The sequence below is a fragment of the Qipengyuania aurantiaca genome, from assembly GCF_019711375.1.
Classification (GTDB): Bacteria; Pseudomonadota; Alphaproteobacteria; order Sphingomonadales; family Sphingomonadaceae; genus Qipengyuania; species Qipengyuania aurantiaca.
In genome coordinates, this window is record NZ_CP081295.1 from 904852 (window position 1) to 919730 (window position 14879).

Here is a 14879-nt window from a genome sequence, read left to right on the forward strand (position 1 = left end):
TCACCCGCGCGCCGCCAGTCCTGCAAGATCGAGACCGCTCGGCTGCTGGAAAATACGCAGGCCGAATTCGGGCAGGATGGCGAGCATATGGTCGAAGATGTCCGCCTGGATCGCCTCGTACTCGCCCCAATCGACCGTGTCGGTGAAGCAGTAGATCTCGATCGGCAGACCTTCCGGTCCGGGCGGAAGCTGGCGCACCAGCAGGGTAAAGCCCTCGCCTGCAATGCGCGGGTGGCTCTTGAGATAAGCGATCACATAGGCGCGCAGCGTGCCGATATTGGTGATGCGGCGCGCGTTGATATTGTCGCAATCGCTGGAGAGTTCGTGCCGGTTCCATTCGGCGATTTCCTCCGCCTTGCGCGCAAGGTATTCATCCAGCAGCTTGAACCGCCGCAGCCCGGCAATCTCCTCTTCGCCGAGGAAACGGACCGAGTTCTGGTCGATCACGAGACTGCGTTTGATCCGCCGTCCGCCGCTCTCGCTCATCCCGCGCCAGTTGCGATAGCTGTCGGCGATGAGGCGATGGGTCGGGATCGTGGTGATGGTCTTGTCGAAATTCTGGACCTTCACCGTGTGCAGCGCGATGTCGATCACGTCGCCGTCGGCGTTCATGCTCGGCATTTCGATCCAGTCGCCCACGCGCAGCATGTCGTTGCTGGTCAGCTGGACGCTGGCGACAAGGCTGAGGATGGTGTCCTTGAACACCAACAGCAGCACCGCAGCCATCGCGCCCAGTCCGGAGAGCAGGAGCAGCGGCGATTCTTCGATCAGCACCGCGATCATCAGGATCGCCGCGCCGCAGAAGACCGCGATCTTGAGCACCTGGATATAGCCTTTGATCGGACGGCTGCGCGCCTCCGGGCGGCGCGCGTAAAGCTCGTTCACGTAATTGAGCGCCCAGCTGATCCCCATCGCGACGGAAAACACGATCAGCGCCTGCATCACATTGACCGTGACGGTGACGACCGCCTCCGGCAGATGCGGCACCAGCAGCACGCCGCGCGACATCACCAGCAGCGGTATAACCGTCGCCAGCCATGCGGCCGCGCGGTCGGCGGTGTCGCTGCGCGTATCGAGATAGGGCGCGGCGAGTTTCAGAAGCACGCGCTTGATCAGCCAGTTGATCGCCAGCGCGACAATCAGGAGCGCGAAGAGGGCGAGTGCCGCCTGCACCCACGGCGCGAGGGCGAGGTAGTCGAGAAGGATGTCGTCCATAGCTGGCGCGCCCTACCCGCCTGCCCCGACAGCCTCAAGAGCACGCGCTGCCGCACCTAAGAGTCGCCCTGTCGCAAAGAAGGCTGTGAAAAATTGGGGAACCTCAGGCTTTGGTGTAAGTATTTGTGCCTAAAGGGCTTCGCAATACCACAAGAAAAATCGAAATCGTTCGTCTGGGGGGGCGGCGCAACGAACCGACTTTCACAGGGCGAAAGAGATGGTTCATGTCGCAGGAAAGATACCCCACTGTCGTGATCGTCGAGGACGATCCCACACTCTCCTTCATGATGGGCGAAATGTGTCGTTCGGCGGGTTTTCCCGTCGTCGGCAGCGCTCCCAGCGCGGACGAGGCCATCCGCCTTGTCGACAGGGAAAGACCCGATTTCCTTATCCTCGATTTCAATCTCGAGGGTGATCGAAACGGGCTGGAGCTTATCTCCGAAGCCAAAGAGCATTATCCGTCGCTCAGCACCATTCTGGTGACTGCGTGGGACATCAACGACATCGCCTCGCGCATGGAGGGCGACCAGCCCGACCGTATCTTGCGCAAGCCGGTCCTCCCCCATGTCCTTGTCGAGGTGATCGAGCATATTCACGAGTTGCGCGGCGCAGGCGTTCCCCCCGTGGGTGCCCCGCCCCGGCACGACTCGCGTCCCGGTCGTTCGCACTAGGCGCTACCCGCCACCTCCTTGCGCTGGACAAGCGCAGGCCGATTTGCTTAGCGCGGCGGCCATGTCTGCATTCAAGGAAGGCGATCCGACGACGCTCAACCGGCTCTATGGCCGCAGCCAGGGCAAGCCCCTGCGCAGCGGGCAGCAGGAGCTGGTGGACAGACTTTTGCCGCAGATTGCCGTGCCCACCGAAGGCCCTGTGACGGCCGAGGAGCTGTTCGGCTTCGACCGCCCGCTGCATTTCGAGATCGGCTTCGGCGGCGGCGAGCACATGGCCTACCGCGCCGACATGCTGCCCGATCACGGCTTTATCGGCGCCGAGCCCTTCCTCAACGGCGTGGCGCAGGCGCTCACCCATGTGCGGGAGGGCGGCCTTGCCAACGTCCGCATCCATCACGGCGACGCGCTCGATGCGCTGGCCCGTGTGCCCGACGGCGGGCTGACCATGCTCTACCTGCTCCATCCCGACCCCTGGCCCAAGAACAAGCACGCCAAGCGTCGGATGATGAACGATGGGCCGGTGAAGATGTTCGCCGATAAGCTGAAGCCCGGCGGCGAGTTTCGCTTCGGCACCGACCACCCCGTCTATTTGCGCCACGCGCTGATGGTGATGCGGCGCTTCACCGATGTGTTCGAGTGGGTGGTCGAGGACCGTCACAGCTGGGAAGACCGCCCCTCGGGCTGGTGCGAGACGCGCTACGAGCACAAGGCGCGCACCACCTATGGCCACGAGGTCTGGTACTTCCGCTTCCGCCGGAAATAGGACGCGTGGGGCCGCAGGGCATATTGGGAGCGGCCTTCGCCCTTGGCGGCGGAGCGATGTCTGCCGCCCTCCTCTTCCAGTTTGCCGATATCAGCCGGATTGCCTTGCTGGGCGTCGAGACCGAAGGAACTGTCGTCAGCCAGGCTCTGCGCAGCTCCGCTACGACGCACACCTCCAACGCCCCGATAGTGTCCTTCACCGACCAGGAGGGTCGCGAGCATACAATCGAAGGTCGCATGGGAGTGGGGCGTCGATTGAGCAGCGCTCGCACGACGCACGCCACGGGCCGCACAGTGACCGTGAGCTATCTGCCAGACCAGCCGCAAAACGCCGTTATCCGCGGCTTTCGCCAGCACTGGATATTTCTCGTCTGGGCGCTGGTCGCAGCGAGTTTCGTGCCCATCGGCTTGTGGTTCGTAAGGCGGGAACGGCGCGAAATGCGCGAGGCTGGCTGGTAGGCAACGCTCGAAAGGAACGGCTGCGGCTGGTGGCGATTGAAGAAGGGACCATCTCATCCGGAGCCTTTCCTTGATCACCACCACCAATCCCGCGACCGGCGAGACTATCGCCACTTATGAAACGCTCGACGAAAACGGCATCGACCGGAAGCTCGAGACCGCGACACGCGCCTATCGCGACTGGCGGACATCCTCGCTGGACGAGCGCACGAAAGTCCTGACGTCGCTCGGCGATCTTTACGAGAGCAACGAGGAAGAGCTCGCCCGCCTCGCGGTGACCGAGATGGGCAAGCCGATCACGCAGGCGCGCGCCGAAGTGCAGAAATGCGCAAACCTGCTGCACTACTACGCCGAACACGGCCCGCCGATGCTGGAATCGAAGTTCTGGGACCTCTCCGATGGCGGCCGCGCCGAGGGGCGCTGGCTGCCGCAAGGTCCCGTGCTGGCGGTGATGCCGTGGAATTTCCCCTATTGGCAGGTCGTCCGCTTCCTCGCCCCTACGATCCTCGCGGGCAATGTCGGACTGCTGAAGCACGCCAGCCTCGTGCAGGGAGTCGCCGCGCGGATGGAGGAACTGGTGCTTGAGGCCGGCGGGCCCGAGGGCCTGCTCCAGAATCTGTGCGTTTCCTCCGATCCCATAGGCACGGTGATCGACGACCCGCGCGTGGTGGCGGCCACGCTCACCGGCAGCGAGGGCGCAGGCAGCGCCGTGGCGGAGCGCGCGGGCAAGAACTTGAAGAAGGTTGTGCTCGAACTGGGCGGCACAGATCCCTTCATCGTGATGCCCTCGGCCGATATGGAGCAGGCGGTGAAGGACGCGGTCACCGCGCGCGTCCAGAACAACGGCCAGTCCTGCATCTGCGGCAAGCGCACGATCGTGCATGCCGAGATCTACGACGATTTCGCGGAGCGCTTCATTGCCGCGCTCAAGGACGTGAAGCTCGGCGATCCGATGGAGGACGACACCGAGCTCGGTCCGCTGTCGAGCGAGGGCCAGCGCGACACGGTGCTGGAGCAGGTCGACAAGGCGAAGGAAGAGGGCTGCACCCTGCTGTTCGGGGCGGAGAAGATCGACAAGCCCGGAGCCTGGATGACCGCCGGGCTGCTGACCGACGTCCCGCTCGCCGGTGAGACCGGGACCGACGAGATCTTCGGCCCCGTCGGCCAGCTCTACAAGGCGAAGGACATCGAGGAAGCGACCACCATCGCCAACACCATTCCCTATGGCCTCGGCTCGGCGGTCTGGACCAATGACGAGGACGAGAAGGAGCACTTCGCCAACGCCATCGAAGCGGGCATGACCACCTTCAACGCGGTCAACGGCTCCAAGATCGAAGCGCCCTTCGGAGGCACCAAGCGCTCGGGCCACGGGCGCGAACTGGCCGAATTCGGCCTCCACGAATTCATGAACCTCAAGACACTGGTCCACCCGGCCTAGGAGACACACGAATGAGCAAGCATATCCTTATCGTCGGCGCATCGCGCGGCATCGGCCTCGGCCTCGCGCAGGAATTCAAGGCGCGCGGCTGGGAGGTGACCGGCACCGAACGCTCGAAGAGCGAAGAATTGCACGCGCTGGACGGTGTGAGCGTCGCCACGCTCGACGTGACCGATTCGGCCACCTTCGACGTCGAGGGCGAGTTCGACGCGGTGATCGTCAACGCCGGCATCACGGGCGCCGAACATCAATCGAGTGAGAAAGCGACAGCCGATGAAGTCGCCAAGGTCATGATGACCAATGCCTTCGGTCCGGCGCATCTCGGCAAAACCCTGCTTCCGCAAATCAAGGATGGCGGTTCGCTGTCCTTCATGAGCTCGCTGATGGGCTCGATCGAGGACAGCTCGGGCGGCTACGAACTCTACCGGACCAGCAAGACCGCGCAGAATATGCTGGCCAAGGGCATTGCCGAACAGGACGCGGCCGAGCGCGACATCGCCGTGCTCTCGCTCCATCCCGGCTGGGTGCAGACCGACATGGGCGGGCCGAATGCCAAGATCACGGTCGAAGAAAGCGCGAAAGGCCTCGCCGATGTCGTCGAGAATGCGAAAGCAGGCTACGCATATGTCGACTACACCGGCAAGGCCCTGCCGTTCTAGCTGAGCGCTAGCGCTTAGAAGCGAACTGCGAGACCCGCGACCACCTGGTCGGTCGTCGCTTCGCCCTGATCGACGTCGGCCAGGTCGTTGTACTTCGAGCGGCGATATTCGAGGCGCGCTTCGAGCGGGCCGGGCAGTGCGACCTGGAGGCCGGCGCCATACCGCAGGCCATCGGCGTTTTCTTCCAGCTCGCCCAGCGAACCGCTCGAGGTGAAAGCGGTGGTGTCGAGCGCGGTGTAACCGACCTTGCCGTAGGCGGCGATGCCGGGGGTCAGCGCGAAACCGGCGCGGGCGCCGATGTAATATTGGCCGCCCGTTTCAAGCCCCTCGCGCGCGCCGCCGAAGCTGTCGGGGAAGCTCGTGTCGCCATTGCTGGTCGAAAGCTCGCCTTCGATGCCGACGAAAGCGCCGCCGAGGCTGAGGTCGTAACCGGCGTTGATGCCGTAGACCGCGCTATCGGCGCTGGCCGTGGCCGTACCGTCGGCGCTTTCGACATCGACGCCTTCATAGCCGCCGATTGCGCCGACGTAGAGGCCGCCGGGAGCGGTGCTCTGCGCCATGGCGGGGGTGGCGACGAGGCCTGCGCCGAGAACGGCGGTGGCGATAATCTTCTTCATGAAATGTCCTTTGCTATGTGCGATCCCTTGCACGTGGAAAGGCGCATAGCCGCCCGGTCGCTTGCCAAAAGGTGAACCGCGCCAAGGGCGGTGGACGAGCCGTTGCGAGGCTCCGGTCAGCCGAGGCAGTCGCGCAGCGTTTCGATCAGCACTTCGGTGTCGGCCGGCGTGTTGTAGAGGTGCGGAGTGACCCGCAGCGAGGTGCCGCGCAGCGATACGTGCACCTGCCGCTCGGCAAGGGTCTCGGTGAGGCCGTCGGGAACGCCTTCGGGGAATCCCAGCGAGAGGAAATGCGGGGCGCGCGTGCCGATTGGGGCCGATGTCAGGCCAAGCGCATCGGCCTCGCGGGCAAGCTCTTCTGTGCATTGGCCCAGTTCCTCCGCGATCGCCTCGACCCCGAATTCCATCAGGAAATCGAGCGCTGCGCCTGCGCCCATCAGCAGCGGTGCGTTGGATTTCTCGCCCATGTCGAAACGCCGCGCGCCGGGCTGGAAATCGTCGCGGTAATCGACCAGCCGCGCAAAATCTTCCGATCCCGCACGGTTGATCCAATTGTGCTCGATCGGTTCGCCCCCGTGATGCTTCGGCGCGACATAGAGCATGCCTACGCCATAGGGCCCCATCAGCCATTTGTAGCAGGCGGCTACGGCGAAATCGGGCTGCACCGTCGCGAAATCGAGCGGCATGGCGCCCAGCGATTGCGTGAGGTCGAGCACCAGCGCAGCCCCGTGCTCGCGAGCTTTACGTCCGACCCGCACGAGATCGACCATCCGGCCATCGGCCCAGTGATTGTGCGGCACGGCGACCACCGCCGTGTCCGGCCCGATGGCGTCAAGGAGCGCCTCGGTCCAGCAATCCTGCGAGGAACGCTCGACCGCGATGACCTTACCGCCGCAGCGCTTCGCCTTTTCCTGCCAGATATAGACATTGGAGGGGAACTGGTCGCCCAGCGTGACGATCGCCTGACCGCGCTCCACCGGCAGGTTTGCGGCTGCCACGGCGAGGCCATAGCTCACCGAGGGAACCACGGCGATGCAGTCCCTATCGACTCCGACCAGCCGCGCAGCGCGGCTGCGGAAATCCTCGGTAATGCGGAAGAAATCCGCCGGACGGAAATTCCACGGCTGTTCCTTCGCCCGCGCGCCCGCGACCATCGCCTCGCTCACCTCATGGCTGAGCGGCCCCATATAGGCGCAATTCAGGTAGTGGACGTCGTCCGGAATCGCGAAGCGATGCCGCTGCGAAGCGATGCGCGCCAAATGTCTCTCCTCAGCCCACCACGCCCGCGCTCGCGAGCACGGCCAGGGTGAGCAAATCGGGCGCAATCGCGGTCATCGGCGCGATCTGTACCGGCTTTTCGCTGCCGATCATCATCGGGCCGATCGTGGTCTCGCCGCCCAGTTCGCGCAACAGCTTGGCCGAGAGATTTGCCGACTGGAGGCCGGGCATGATGAGGACATTCGCCGGGCCCGACAGGCGGCTGAAGGGGTAGAGCGCCATGACCTTGGGGTTGAGCGCGGCATCGGGCGCCATCTCGCCTTCGTATTCGAAATCGAGGCCCTTTTCCGCATCGAGCAGCGCCACCGCATCGCGAATGTTGCCGAGCCACTGGCCGGACGGATTGCCGAAGGTCGAATAGGACAGGAAGGCCACGCGCGGCTCATGCCCCATGCGCCGCGCCACGGCGGCGGTTTCCTTGGCGATATGGGCCAGTTCCGCCGCGGTCGGGCGTTCGTTGATCGTGGTATCGGCAAGGAAGGTGGTCTGGTTCTTGCCGACCATCATGTGGATGCCAAACGGCGTTGCGCCGGGCTTGGGATCGATCACGCGGGCCACTTCGCGCGCGGTCTGGGCAAAGGTCCTGGTGAGGCCCGAAACCATGCCGTGCCCGTGCCCCAACGCCACCAGCAGGGCGGCGAAGACATTGCGTTCCTGGTTGACCATGCGGCCCACGTCGCGCTCGGTATAACCGCGGCGCTGGAGGCGCTTGTATAGATAATCGACCATCGCCGGCACCTTGTCCGACACGTTCGAGTTTTCGATAATCCAGTCGTCCGGATCGTCGACACCCAGCTCCTTGAGCTTGGCGAGGACCTTTTCCGTGCGGCCCACCAGGATGGGCTCGCCATAACCATAGTCGCGGTACTGGATCGCCGCGCGCAGGGCCACGTCCTCTTCGGCTTCGGCGAACACCATCCGCTTGGGATTGGCCTTGGCCTGTTCGTAGATATTGGTGAGCGCGCCGGTGGTCGGGTTGAGACGCGCCTTCAGCTGGTGGCGATAGGCGTCCATGTCCTCGATCGGTTTCTGCGCCACGCCGCTGTCCATCGCGGCCTGCGCCACGGCGGAGGATACGATCTCCATCAGGCGCGGATCGAAGGGAGCGGGGATGATATATTCCTCGCCGAACTGGTGCGTCACGCCATAGGCGGCGGCCACTTCCTCGGGCACGCGTTCGCGGGCGAGTTCGGCGATAGCGCGGGCGGCGGCGATCTTCATTTCCTCGTTGATCGCGGTCGCCTGCACGTCGAGCGCACCGCGGAAGATGAAGGGGAAGCCGAGCACGTTGTTGACCTGGTTTGGATAGTCCGAGCGGCCCGTGGCGATAATCGCATCGGGGCGCACCGCCTTGGCGTCTTCGGGCATGATTTCGGGCACGGGATTGGCCATGGCGAAGATGATCGGCTTGGCGGCCATCTTCTCGACCCACTCGGGCTTGAGAGCACCAGCCGCCGACAGGCCGAGGAAGACGTCCGCCCCCTCAAGCGCTTCTTCGAGGCTGCGATGCGGCGTTTCCACCGCGTGCGCGCTCTTCCATTGGTCGACATTGTCGCGGCCCGGATAGATCGGCCCGGCGCGGTCGCAGACGATCACGTTCTCGTGCCGCACGCCCATCGCCTTGATCAGCGCGGTGCAGGCTAGCGCCGAGGCGCCTGCGCCGTTCACCACCATCTTGACCGTGTCGAGATCGCGCCCCGTCAAATGGCAGGCGTTAATAAGACCGGCGGCGGAGATGATCGCGGTGCCGTGCTGGTCGTCATGCATGACCGGGATGTTCATCTTCTCGCGCAGCGCCTGCTCGATGATGAAGCATTCGGGCGCGGCGATGTCTTCGAGGTTGATGCCGCCGAAGCTCGGCTCCATCAGCGCGACCGCGTTGATGAAGGCTTCCGGGTCTTCGGTATCGAGTTCGAGGTCAATCGAATCGACGTCGGCGAAGCGCTTGAACAGCACCGCCTTGCCTTCCATGACCGGCTTCGACGCCAGTGCGCCGAGATTGCCGAGGCCGAGGATGGCGGTGCCGTTGGAAATCACCGCGACGAGGTTGGAACGGGCGGTGTAACGTGCCGCGTCTTGCGGATTGGCGGCAATCGCCTCGACCGGGGCAGCAACGCCCGGCGAATAGGCGAGCGCGAGATCGCGCTGTGTTGCCATGGGCTTGCTGGCGATGATCTCGATCTTACCGGGACGGATCGTCTCGTGGTAAAAGAGCGCTTCGCGCGTGTTGAAACCGGTCTGCTTTTCTTCGGCCATATGGGTCCTCTGACGTTACGGCCCTGCCCCTAAGGCCATTTTTCGCCAAGTCATAGGGGAAACACCGAAGGCATCGCTTCCCGAATCGCGCGATGGCCCGCTACGGCGGAACGCAATGGCCGACAAACCCACCCCGATGATGCAGCAATATCTCGCCCTCAAGGAAGAGGCGGGCGAGGCGCTGCTGTTCTACCGGATGGGCGATTTCTTCGAGCTGTTCTTCGACGATGCCAAGCGTGCCAGCCAGGTCCTGGACATCGCGCTCACGACGCGCGGCGAGCATGGTGGCGAGCCCGTGCCGATGTGCGGTGTTCCGGTGCATTCGGCAGAAGGCTATCTTGCGCGGCTGATCAAGGGCGGCTGCCGCGTCGCAATCGCCGAGCAGACCGAAACGCCCGACGAAGCGAAAGAGCGCACCAAGCGCGAAGGCAAGCCGGTGTCCAAGGCGCTGGTGTCGCGCGATATCGTGCGCTTCGTCACCGCCGGCACACTGACCGAGGAAGCGCTGCTGGAGCCGCGGCGCGCGAACCTGCTGGTGGCCGTGGCCCCGGTGCGCGACGGGGTGGGTATCGCGGCCTGCGATATCTCGACCGGGCGGATGGAACTGGAAGAGTGCGATCCCGAACGGCTCGATGCGGCGCTGGCACGGCTCGGGGCGAGCGAAGTCGTGGGGCCGGACGATTGGGAGGACGCGCCCTTCGATACGATTTCCCGCCCCCGCCACGATTTCCGCAGCGAGGATGGCGAAGTGCGGCTCAAAGCGCTGCATGGCCTCGGCACGCTCGACGGGTTGGGCGATTTCTCGCGGCCCATGCTGGCCGCCGCGGCGGGTCTGATCGCCTATCTCGACCACGCGGGACGCGGCAAGCTGCCCTTCCTGCTGCCGCCGGTCGCGCGCGGAATCGGGGCGAATCTCGCAATGGATGCCGCCACGCGCTCGAGCCTCGAGATCCTCGCCGCGCAAAACGGCGGGCGCGAGGGCAGCCTCATTGCCTGTATCGACCGCTGCGCGACAGGCGCGGGCGCTCGGCAGCTGGCAGAAGACCTCTCAGCCCCGCTCGCCGACCTCGCCGCGATCGAAATGCGTCTTGCGAGCGTGCAGCATTTCCATGCCGACCCGCTGCTGCGCGCCGATTTGCGCGCCGTGTTGCGGCAGGCACCCGACATCGGACGCGCGCTCGGACGGCTGGTGGCAGGCCGTGGGAGTCCGCGCGATCTCGGCCAGACCCGCGATGGCCTGTCCGAAGCGCGTCGCGTGCGCGACATGCTCTCCGCCAGCGCAGATCTGCCCCCGCTCCTCGCCCGCACTATCGATGATCTGGGCGGACACGCCGCGCTGGTCGACCACCTCGCCCGCGCTCTGGTGCCCTCCCCACCGACCGAACGCAGCCAGGGCGGTTTTATCGCCAGCGGCTACGACCATGCGCTCGACGCGTTGCGCGAAACCAGCGGCAACGCGCGCAAGGCGATTGCGGCGCTCGAAGCGAAATACCGCGAGGAGACCGCGACCCCCTCACTCAAGATCAAGCACAACAAGGTGCTCGGCTATTTCATCGAAGTGCCCGCCAAGCACGGCGACAAGCTGATGGCGCAGGACAGCGGCTTCACCCACCGCCAGACCATGGCCGGCGCGGTCCGCTTCAATTCGGTCGGCCTGCACGAGGAAGCCAGCCGCATCGCCGAAGCGGGCGCCCATGCGCTGGCCGCCGAGGAATCGCATTTCGAAGAGCTGGTCGGCGAAGTCACCGCCGCGCGCGAGGCGATTGCCGCGACTGCCGCTGCGCTCGCGCGGATCGATGTCTCGGCGGCGCTGGCCGAACGCGCGGTCGAAGGCGACTGGGCGCGGCCCGCCATTCTCGACGAACCGTGCCTCGAAGTCAGCGGCGGCCGTCACCCCGTGGTGGAGCAGGCATTGGCGAAGACGGGCGAGCGGTTCGTCGCCAACGACTGTTCGCTGGGTTCGGACGACCGGCTTTGGCTGATCGGCGGCCCAAATATGGGCGGTAAGTCGACGTTCCTGCGCCAGAACGCGCTCATCATGCTGCTCGCGCAGGCCGGCAGCTTCGTGCCCGCTACCGCGGCGCGCATCGGCATTGCCGACCGCCTCTTCAGCCGCGTGGGTGCGTCGGACAATCTGGCGCGCGGGCGCTCGACCTTCATGGTCGAGATGGTCGAGACCGCCGCCATCCTCAGCCAGGCCACCGACCGCAGCTTCGTCATCCTCGACGAAGTCGGGCGCGGCACTTCGACCTATGACGGTATGGCTCTGGCTTGGGCGGTGGTCGAGGCGGTGCACGAACAGCTCAGGTGCCGGTGCCTCTTCGCCACGCACTACCACGAGCTCTCGCGCCTTGCCGAGACCTGCGACTCGCTAAGCCTCCACCACGTGCGCGCCCGCGAGTGGAAGGGCGACCTCGTGCTCCTGCACGAACTTGCTAAGGGCGCAGCGGATCGCAGCTATGGCCTCTCGGTGGCCAAGCTGGCCGGCGTCCCGCCGCCGGTAATCAAGCGCGCCAAGGCGGTGCTCGACAGACTGGAGAAGGGCCGCGCCGAAACGGGCGGCCTCGCCGCCGGGCTCGGCGATTTGCCGCTATTCGCTGCAACCGCGCAGGCCGAGGAAGAACAATGCGACGCGCTGCGTGAGGCGCTCGAGGCTCTGGATGTCGATGCGCTCTCGCCGCGCGAGGCTCTAGACGAGCTCTATCGCCTCAAGGCCGAGGCGGCGAAAAGCCGATCTTAACCATTGGCGGGGCACAAGGGCCCCATGAACCTGCGCTCGACTCTCATCGGGATGTTTCTGATCGTCGCCCTGTGCGGCGGCAGCCTCTATGCGCTGCAAAGCTATTTCAGCCGCGAGAGCCAGATGCGAAACGCCGAGCGGGCTTTCCTGACCAGCCATGAGGCCAAGGCCGCTCCGCCACGTGCGGCCCCGAAGACTTCGACGCCGCAGCCTGCCCAAGTCTCGTGGGACCTGCCGGAAGACACGGTCGCGGGGGTCGAAACAGCGGCGGACGACCAGCCCCTGACCCTCGATGCGTGGTATGCCTCTGCCGGCAGCAATGAGGGCCCGGTCGATCCGACACCCGTCGACAAAAGCTACCTCATCAACACCGCCGAACCCTATTCGGACGGCGAACCCATCGGTTAGTTTTGGAACCGCTGCTTCGCTAACCCGCTTAGAGGGGCATGGCCGAGGACGATCCCGAAGACGAACGCGACCGGAGCACCCAGTGGGCGGAGTTCCGCACCGATCTGGCCGAGGACCGCAACATCATGGCGATGGAGCGCACCTTCGCCGGATGGATGCGCACCGCCTTTGCGGCCATCGGCATCGGCCTGGGTTTTCGCGCGGTGTTCGGCGAGTTCGAGCCGCCGTGGCTTGCCAAGGCGGTGGCCACGCTCTTCATCATCGGCGGCGGCTGGCTCGCCATTACAGCCGAAAGGCGCGCCTGCAGAACCATGACGCGCCTCGATTCCCATCAATATGAGGGGATTTCCCGACCGAATTTCCGGATCATGGCCTTCGCCGTGGCGACCGGCTCGGCGGTGCTCACGGCGGGGCTATGGATCCTGAATGACGGCGATATTGCCGGCTGATCAGTCGTTTTCGTTGGGCAGGTCGGGGTCGACTTCGTTCTTCTTGCCGTACTTGCCTTCGTTATCATCGTGGTTGGGCTCGCCGCGATAGGCGTTCATGTCGATCCGGCCCGAGCTTTCCATGTCGCGCATGTGATCGACGGTGTCCTGCGTGGAATCGCCCATTAGGCCCGACGAATTGTCGCCCTTCACGCTTTCGGTCGGCGAACCGGCGCTGCCGCGTTCCTGCGCCTGCTCGGCCACTTCCTGTGCCTGGCTGCGGTGATCGTCCTGTTCGTCGTTATGCGTTTCGGGCGCGAGGCCCGACTGGCGCGCTTCTTGGCTTTTGCCGACAGGGGTGTTGGTATTGATGTCGCTCATGGCGGAAAATTCTCCTTTCCACCTGAACGGCCAGCACGCCGGGGGCGTTCCCGTCAGCGCGTCGGCTGGGGCTCCTCGCCCGAATAGTCGTAGAAGCCGCGCCCCGTCTTGCGCCCGAGCCAGCCGGCCTCGACATATTTCACCAGCAGCGGCGCAGGCCGGTACTTGGTGTCGCGGGTGGTCTTGTAGAGCACCATCAGGATGTCGAGACAGGTGTCGAGGCCGACGAAATCGGCCAGTTGCAGCGGCCCCATCGGGTGGTTGAGGCCGAGGCGGCAGCCCTTGTCGATGTCCTCGATACCCGCGGTCGACTGGCCGAGCACGAAGACCGCCTCGTTGATCATCGGCAAGAGGATGCGGTTGACGACGAAGCCGGGCTCGTCCTGGCTCAGCACCACTTCCTTGCCCAGCGCCTCGGCAAACGCCTTGGTGCGATCGGTCGTGGTCGCGGAGGTCGCGAGGCCAGGGATGACCTCGATCAGGCCCATCACCGGCACGGGGTTGAAGAAATGGAGGCCGATGAAGCGCGCCGGATCGGGCGAATAATTGGCCATGCGCGTGATCGGGATCGAGCTCGTGTTCGACGCCATGATCGCATCGGCGCCGAGCTTTTCGCCCACTTTCTCGAAGATCGCCTGCTTGATCTCTTCCTTCTCGGTCGCCGCTTCGATGATGAACTCGGCCTCGGTCATGCGCTCGTAGTCGCCGACCGGGGTGATGCGCTTCATCGCAGCTTCGGCGTCGGCGATCTCGATCTTGCCGCGACCGACCAGCTTGCCGAGCGCCTTGTCGATCCCGGCGACCGATTTTTCGGCCACCTCGAGGCTGACGTCGGCCAGCAGCACGTCCATGCCGTGCTGGGCGATCGTCTGCGCGATGCCCGAACCCATCTGGCCCGCGCCGATAATGGCGATCGTCTTGCTCATCGAGAAATTCCTTCGCATGTGCAGCAAAGCGCGCCGTCTAGCGAAGGCAGGAGGGGCTGGCTAGCGGTTAGCGCCCGGAATCCACTTCACATCGCCCTTGCCGCCATCGTTGGCAACGCGGGCGAGGACGAAGAGGTAATCGGAAAGGCGGTTGATGTAAGCCAGCGCCTGCGGGTTGGTCGCATCCACACTCGCCATTTCGGTCATCGCGCGCTCGGCACGGCGAACGGCGGCGCGGGCGACGTGGAGCCGTGCCGCCGCTTCGCTGCCGCCGGGAAGGATAAAGCTGGTAAGAGGTTCGAGGCCCTCGTTGAGCGCGTCGATCGCGCTCTCGAGCCAGTCGACCTGCGCCGAGACGATCCGGAGCACCATTTCGGACGGCGCGAAATCCTCGTCCTCGCCCGCCGGCGTCGCTAGGTCGGCACCGAGGTCGAAAAGGTCGTTCTGGATGCGGAAGAGCGGCTCTGCGTGGTCGCTACCCGCGCACGCGACGGCGGCCAGGCCGAGCGCGGAATTCGCCTCGTCCACTACGCCGATCGCCTCCATCCGCGCGGCGTGCTTGGGTAGGCGCGAGCCGTCGACGAGGCCCGTGGTCCCATCGTCACCCGTGCGGGTGTAAATCTTGTTCAGCTTGACCACGC

At 65.1% G+C, this 14879-nt stretch carries 15 protein-coding genes; 8 read left to right on the forward strand and 7 right to left on the reverse strand.

The genetic code is table 11. The annotated features are described in order from the left end of the window. On the reverse strand, positions 1-1215 hold the full coding sequence (locus K3148_RS04355; RefSeq protein ID WP_221426095.1) for a mechanosensitive ion channel family protein: 1215 nt from the start codon (positions 1213-1215) through the stop codon (positions 1-3). 224 nt (positions 1216-1439) lie between these two features. Here K3148_RS04355 and K3148_RS04360 point away from each other — a divergent pair, with 224 nt between their 5' ends. The 5 genes from K3148_RS04360 (at position 1440) to K3148_RS04380 (ending at position 5204) form a co-directional block, all read left to right on the forward strand. After that, the gene (locus K3148_RS04360; RefSeq protein ID WP_221426096.1) at positions 1440-1886 is read left to right on the forward strand and encodes a response regulator; all 447 of its coding nucleotides are present in this window, start codon (positions 1440-1442) and stop codon (positions 1884-1886) included. A gap of 61 nt (positions 1887-1947) precedes the next feature. Beyond that, entirely contained in the window at positions 1948-2649 is a 702-nt protein-coding gene (gene trmB, locus K3148_RS04365; protein ID WP_221426097.1) for a tRNA (guanine(46)-N(7))-methyltransferase TrmB, read from the forward strand. Between the two features lie 56 nt (positions 2650-2705). Continuing rightward, positions 2706-3107, forward strand: coding sequence for a DUF3592 domain-containing protein (locus tag K3148_RS04370; protein WP_221426098.1), 402 nt, complete (start codon positions 2706-2708; stop codon positions 3105-3107). Between the two features lie 70 nt (positions 3108-3177). Next, positions 3178-4545: an NAD-dependent succinate-semialdehyde dehydrogenase gene (locus tag K3148_RS04375; RefSeq protein WP_221426099.1), complete on the forward strand. Its 1368-nt coding sequence runs from the start codon at positions 3178-3180 to the stop codon at positions 4543-4545. A gap of 11 nt (positions 4546-4556) precedes the next feature. Beyond that, positions 4557-5204: an SDR family NAD(P)-dependent oxidoreductase gene (locus tag K3148_RS04380; protein ID WP_221426100.1), complete on the forward strand. Its 648-nt coding sequence runs from the start codon at positions 4557-4559 to the stop codon at positions 5202-5204. Positions 5205-5218: 14 nt separating this feature from the next. On the opposite strand, the gene K3148_RS04385 is transcribed toward K3148_RS04380, so the two are convergent. The 3 genes from K3148_RS04385 to K3148_RS04395 all read right to left on the reverse strand — a co-directional run bounded on the left by K3148_RS04385 (position 5219) and on the right by K3148_RS04395 (position 9355). Then, positions 5219-5821: an outer membrane protein gene (locus K3148_RS04385; RefSeq protein WP_221426101.1), complete on the reverse strand. Its 603-nt coding sequence runs from the start codon at positions 5819-5821 to the stop codon at positions 5219-5221. A 116-nt stretch (positions 5822-5937) separates the two neighbouring features. Continuing rightward, entirely contained in the window at positions 5938-7080 is a 1143-nt protein-coding gene (locus K3148_RS04390; protein ID WP_221426102.1) for an aminotransferase class V-fold PLP-dependent enzyme, read from the reverse strand. Between the two features lie 10 nt (positions 7081-7090). Continuing rightward, the gene (locus K3148_RS04395) at positions 7091-9355 is read right to left on the reverse strand and encodes an NADP-dependent malic enzyme (protein ID WP_221426103.1); all 2265 of its coding nucleotides are present in this window, start codon (positions 9353-9355) and stop codon (positions 7091-7093) included. Between the two features lie 115 nt (positions 9356-9470). On the opposite strand from K3148_RS04395, the gene mutS reads away from it, so the two are divergent. From mutS to K3148_RS04410, 3 genes are read left to right on the forward strand one after another with little or no spacing between them, the layout of a single operon-like run. Then, entirely contained in the window at positions 9471-12095 is a 2625-nt protein-coding gene (gene mutS, locus K3148_RS04400) for a DNA mismatch repair protein MutS (protein WP_221426104.1), read from the forward strand. 24 nt (positions 12096-12119) lie between these two features. After that, positions 12120-12503 (forward strand): hypothetical protein, encoded by a 384-nt coding sequence (locus K3148_RS04405; protein ID WP_221426105.1) that lies wholly within the window; start codon positions 12120-12122, stop codon positions 12501-12503. Between the two features lie 38 nt (positions 12504-12541). Further along, positions 12542-12952, forward strand: coding sequence for a YidH family protein (locus tag K3148_RS04410; protein ID WP_221426106.1), 411 nt, complete (start codon positions 12542-12544; stop codon positions 12950-12952). On the opposite strand, the gene K3148_RS04415 is transcribed toward K3148_RS04410, so the two are convergent. The 3 genes from K3148_RS04415 to K3148_RS04425 are packed head-to-tail and all read right to left on the reverse strand — an operon-like array spanning position 12953 to position 14877. Further along, positions 12953-13312 carry a hypothetical protein gene (locus K3148_RS04415; protein ID WP_221426107.1) on the reverse strand — a complete coding sequence of 120 codons (360 nt, stop codon included), beginning with the start codon at positions 13310-13312 and terminating at the stop codon, positions 12953-12955. It abuts the gene before it with no gap. Between the two features lie 53 nt (positions 13313-13365). Further along, entirely contained in the window at positions 13366-14238 is an 873-nt protein-coding gene (locus K3148_RS04420) for a 3-hydroxyacyl-CoA dehydrogenase NAD-binding domain-containing protein (RefSeq protein ID WP_221426108.1), read from the reverse strand. Positions 14239-14298: 60 nt separating this feature from the next. Next, entirely contained in the window at positions 14299-14877 is a 579-nt protein-coding gene (locus K3148_RS04425; protein WP_221426109.1) for a cob(I)yrinic acid a,c-diamide adenosyltransferase, read from the reverse strand. Positions 14878-14879 lie beyond the last annotated feature (2 nt).

Bases quoted from the DNA above. Each gene is read 5' to 3' on its own strand.
- K3148_RS04360 (WP_221426096.1), top strand. From the start codon at position 1,440: ATGTCGCAGGAAAGATACCCCACTGTCGTGATCGTCGAGGACGATCCC.
- K3148_RS04395 (WP_221426103.1), bottom strand. From the start codon at position 9,355: ATGGCCGAAGAAAAGCAGACCGGTTTCAACACGCGCGAAGCGCTCTTT.
- mutS (WP_221426104.1), top strand. From the start codon at position 9,471: ATGGCCGACAAACCCACCCCGATGATGCAGCAATATCTCGCCCTCAAG.
- K3148_RS04415 (WP_221426107.1), bottom strand. From the start codon at position 13,312: ATGAGCGACATCAATACCAACACCCCTGTCGGCAAAAGCCAAGAAGCG.
- K3148_RS04420 (WP_221426108.1), bottom strand. From the start codon at position 14,238: ATGAGCAAGACGATCGCCATTATCGGCGCGGGCCAGATGGGTTCGGGC.
- K3148_RS04370 (WP_221426098.1), top strand. From the start codon at position 2,706: ATGTCTGCCGCCCTCCTCTTCCAGTTTGCCGATATCAGCCGGATTGCC.
- K3148_RS04410 (WP_221426106.1), top strand. From the start codon at position 12,542: ATGGCCGAGGACGATCCCGAAGACGAACGCGACCGGAGCACCCAGTGG.
- K3148_RS04355 (WP_221426095.1), bottom strand. From the start codon at position 1,215: ATGGACGACATCCTTCTCGACTACCTCGCCCTCGCGCCGTGGGTGCAG.
- K3148_RS04405 (WP_221426105.1), top strand. From the start codon at position 12,120: ATGAACCTGCGCTCGACTCTCATCGGGATGTTTCTGATCGTCGCCCTG.
- trmB (WP_221426097.1), top strand. From the start codon at position 1,948: ATGTCTGCATTCAAGGAAGGCGATCCGACGACGCTCAACCGGCTCTAT.
- K3148_RS04385 (WP_221426101.1), bottom strand. From the start codon at position 5,821: ATGAAGAAGATTATCGCCACCGCCGTTCTCGGCGCAGGCCTCGTCGCC.
- K3148_RS04380 (WP_221426100.1), top strand. From the start codon at position 4,557: ATGAGCAAGCATATCCTTATCGTCGGCGCATCGCGCGGCATCGGCCTC.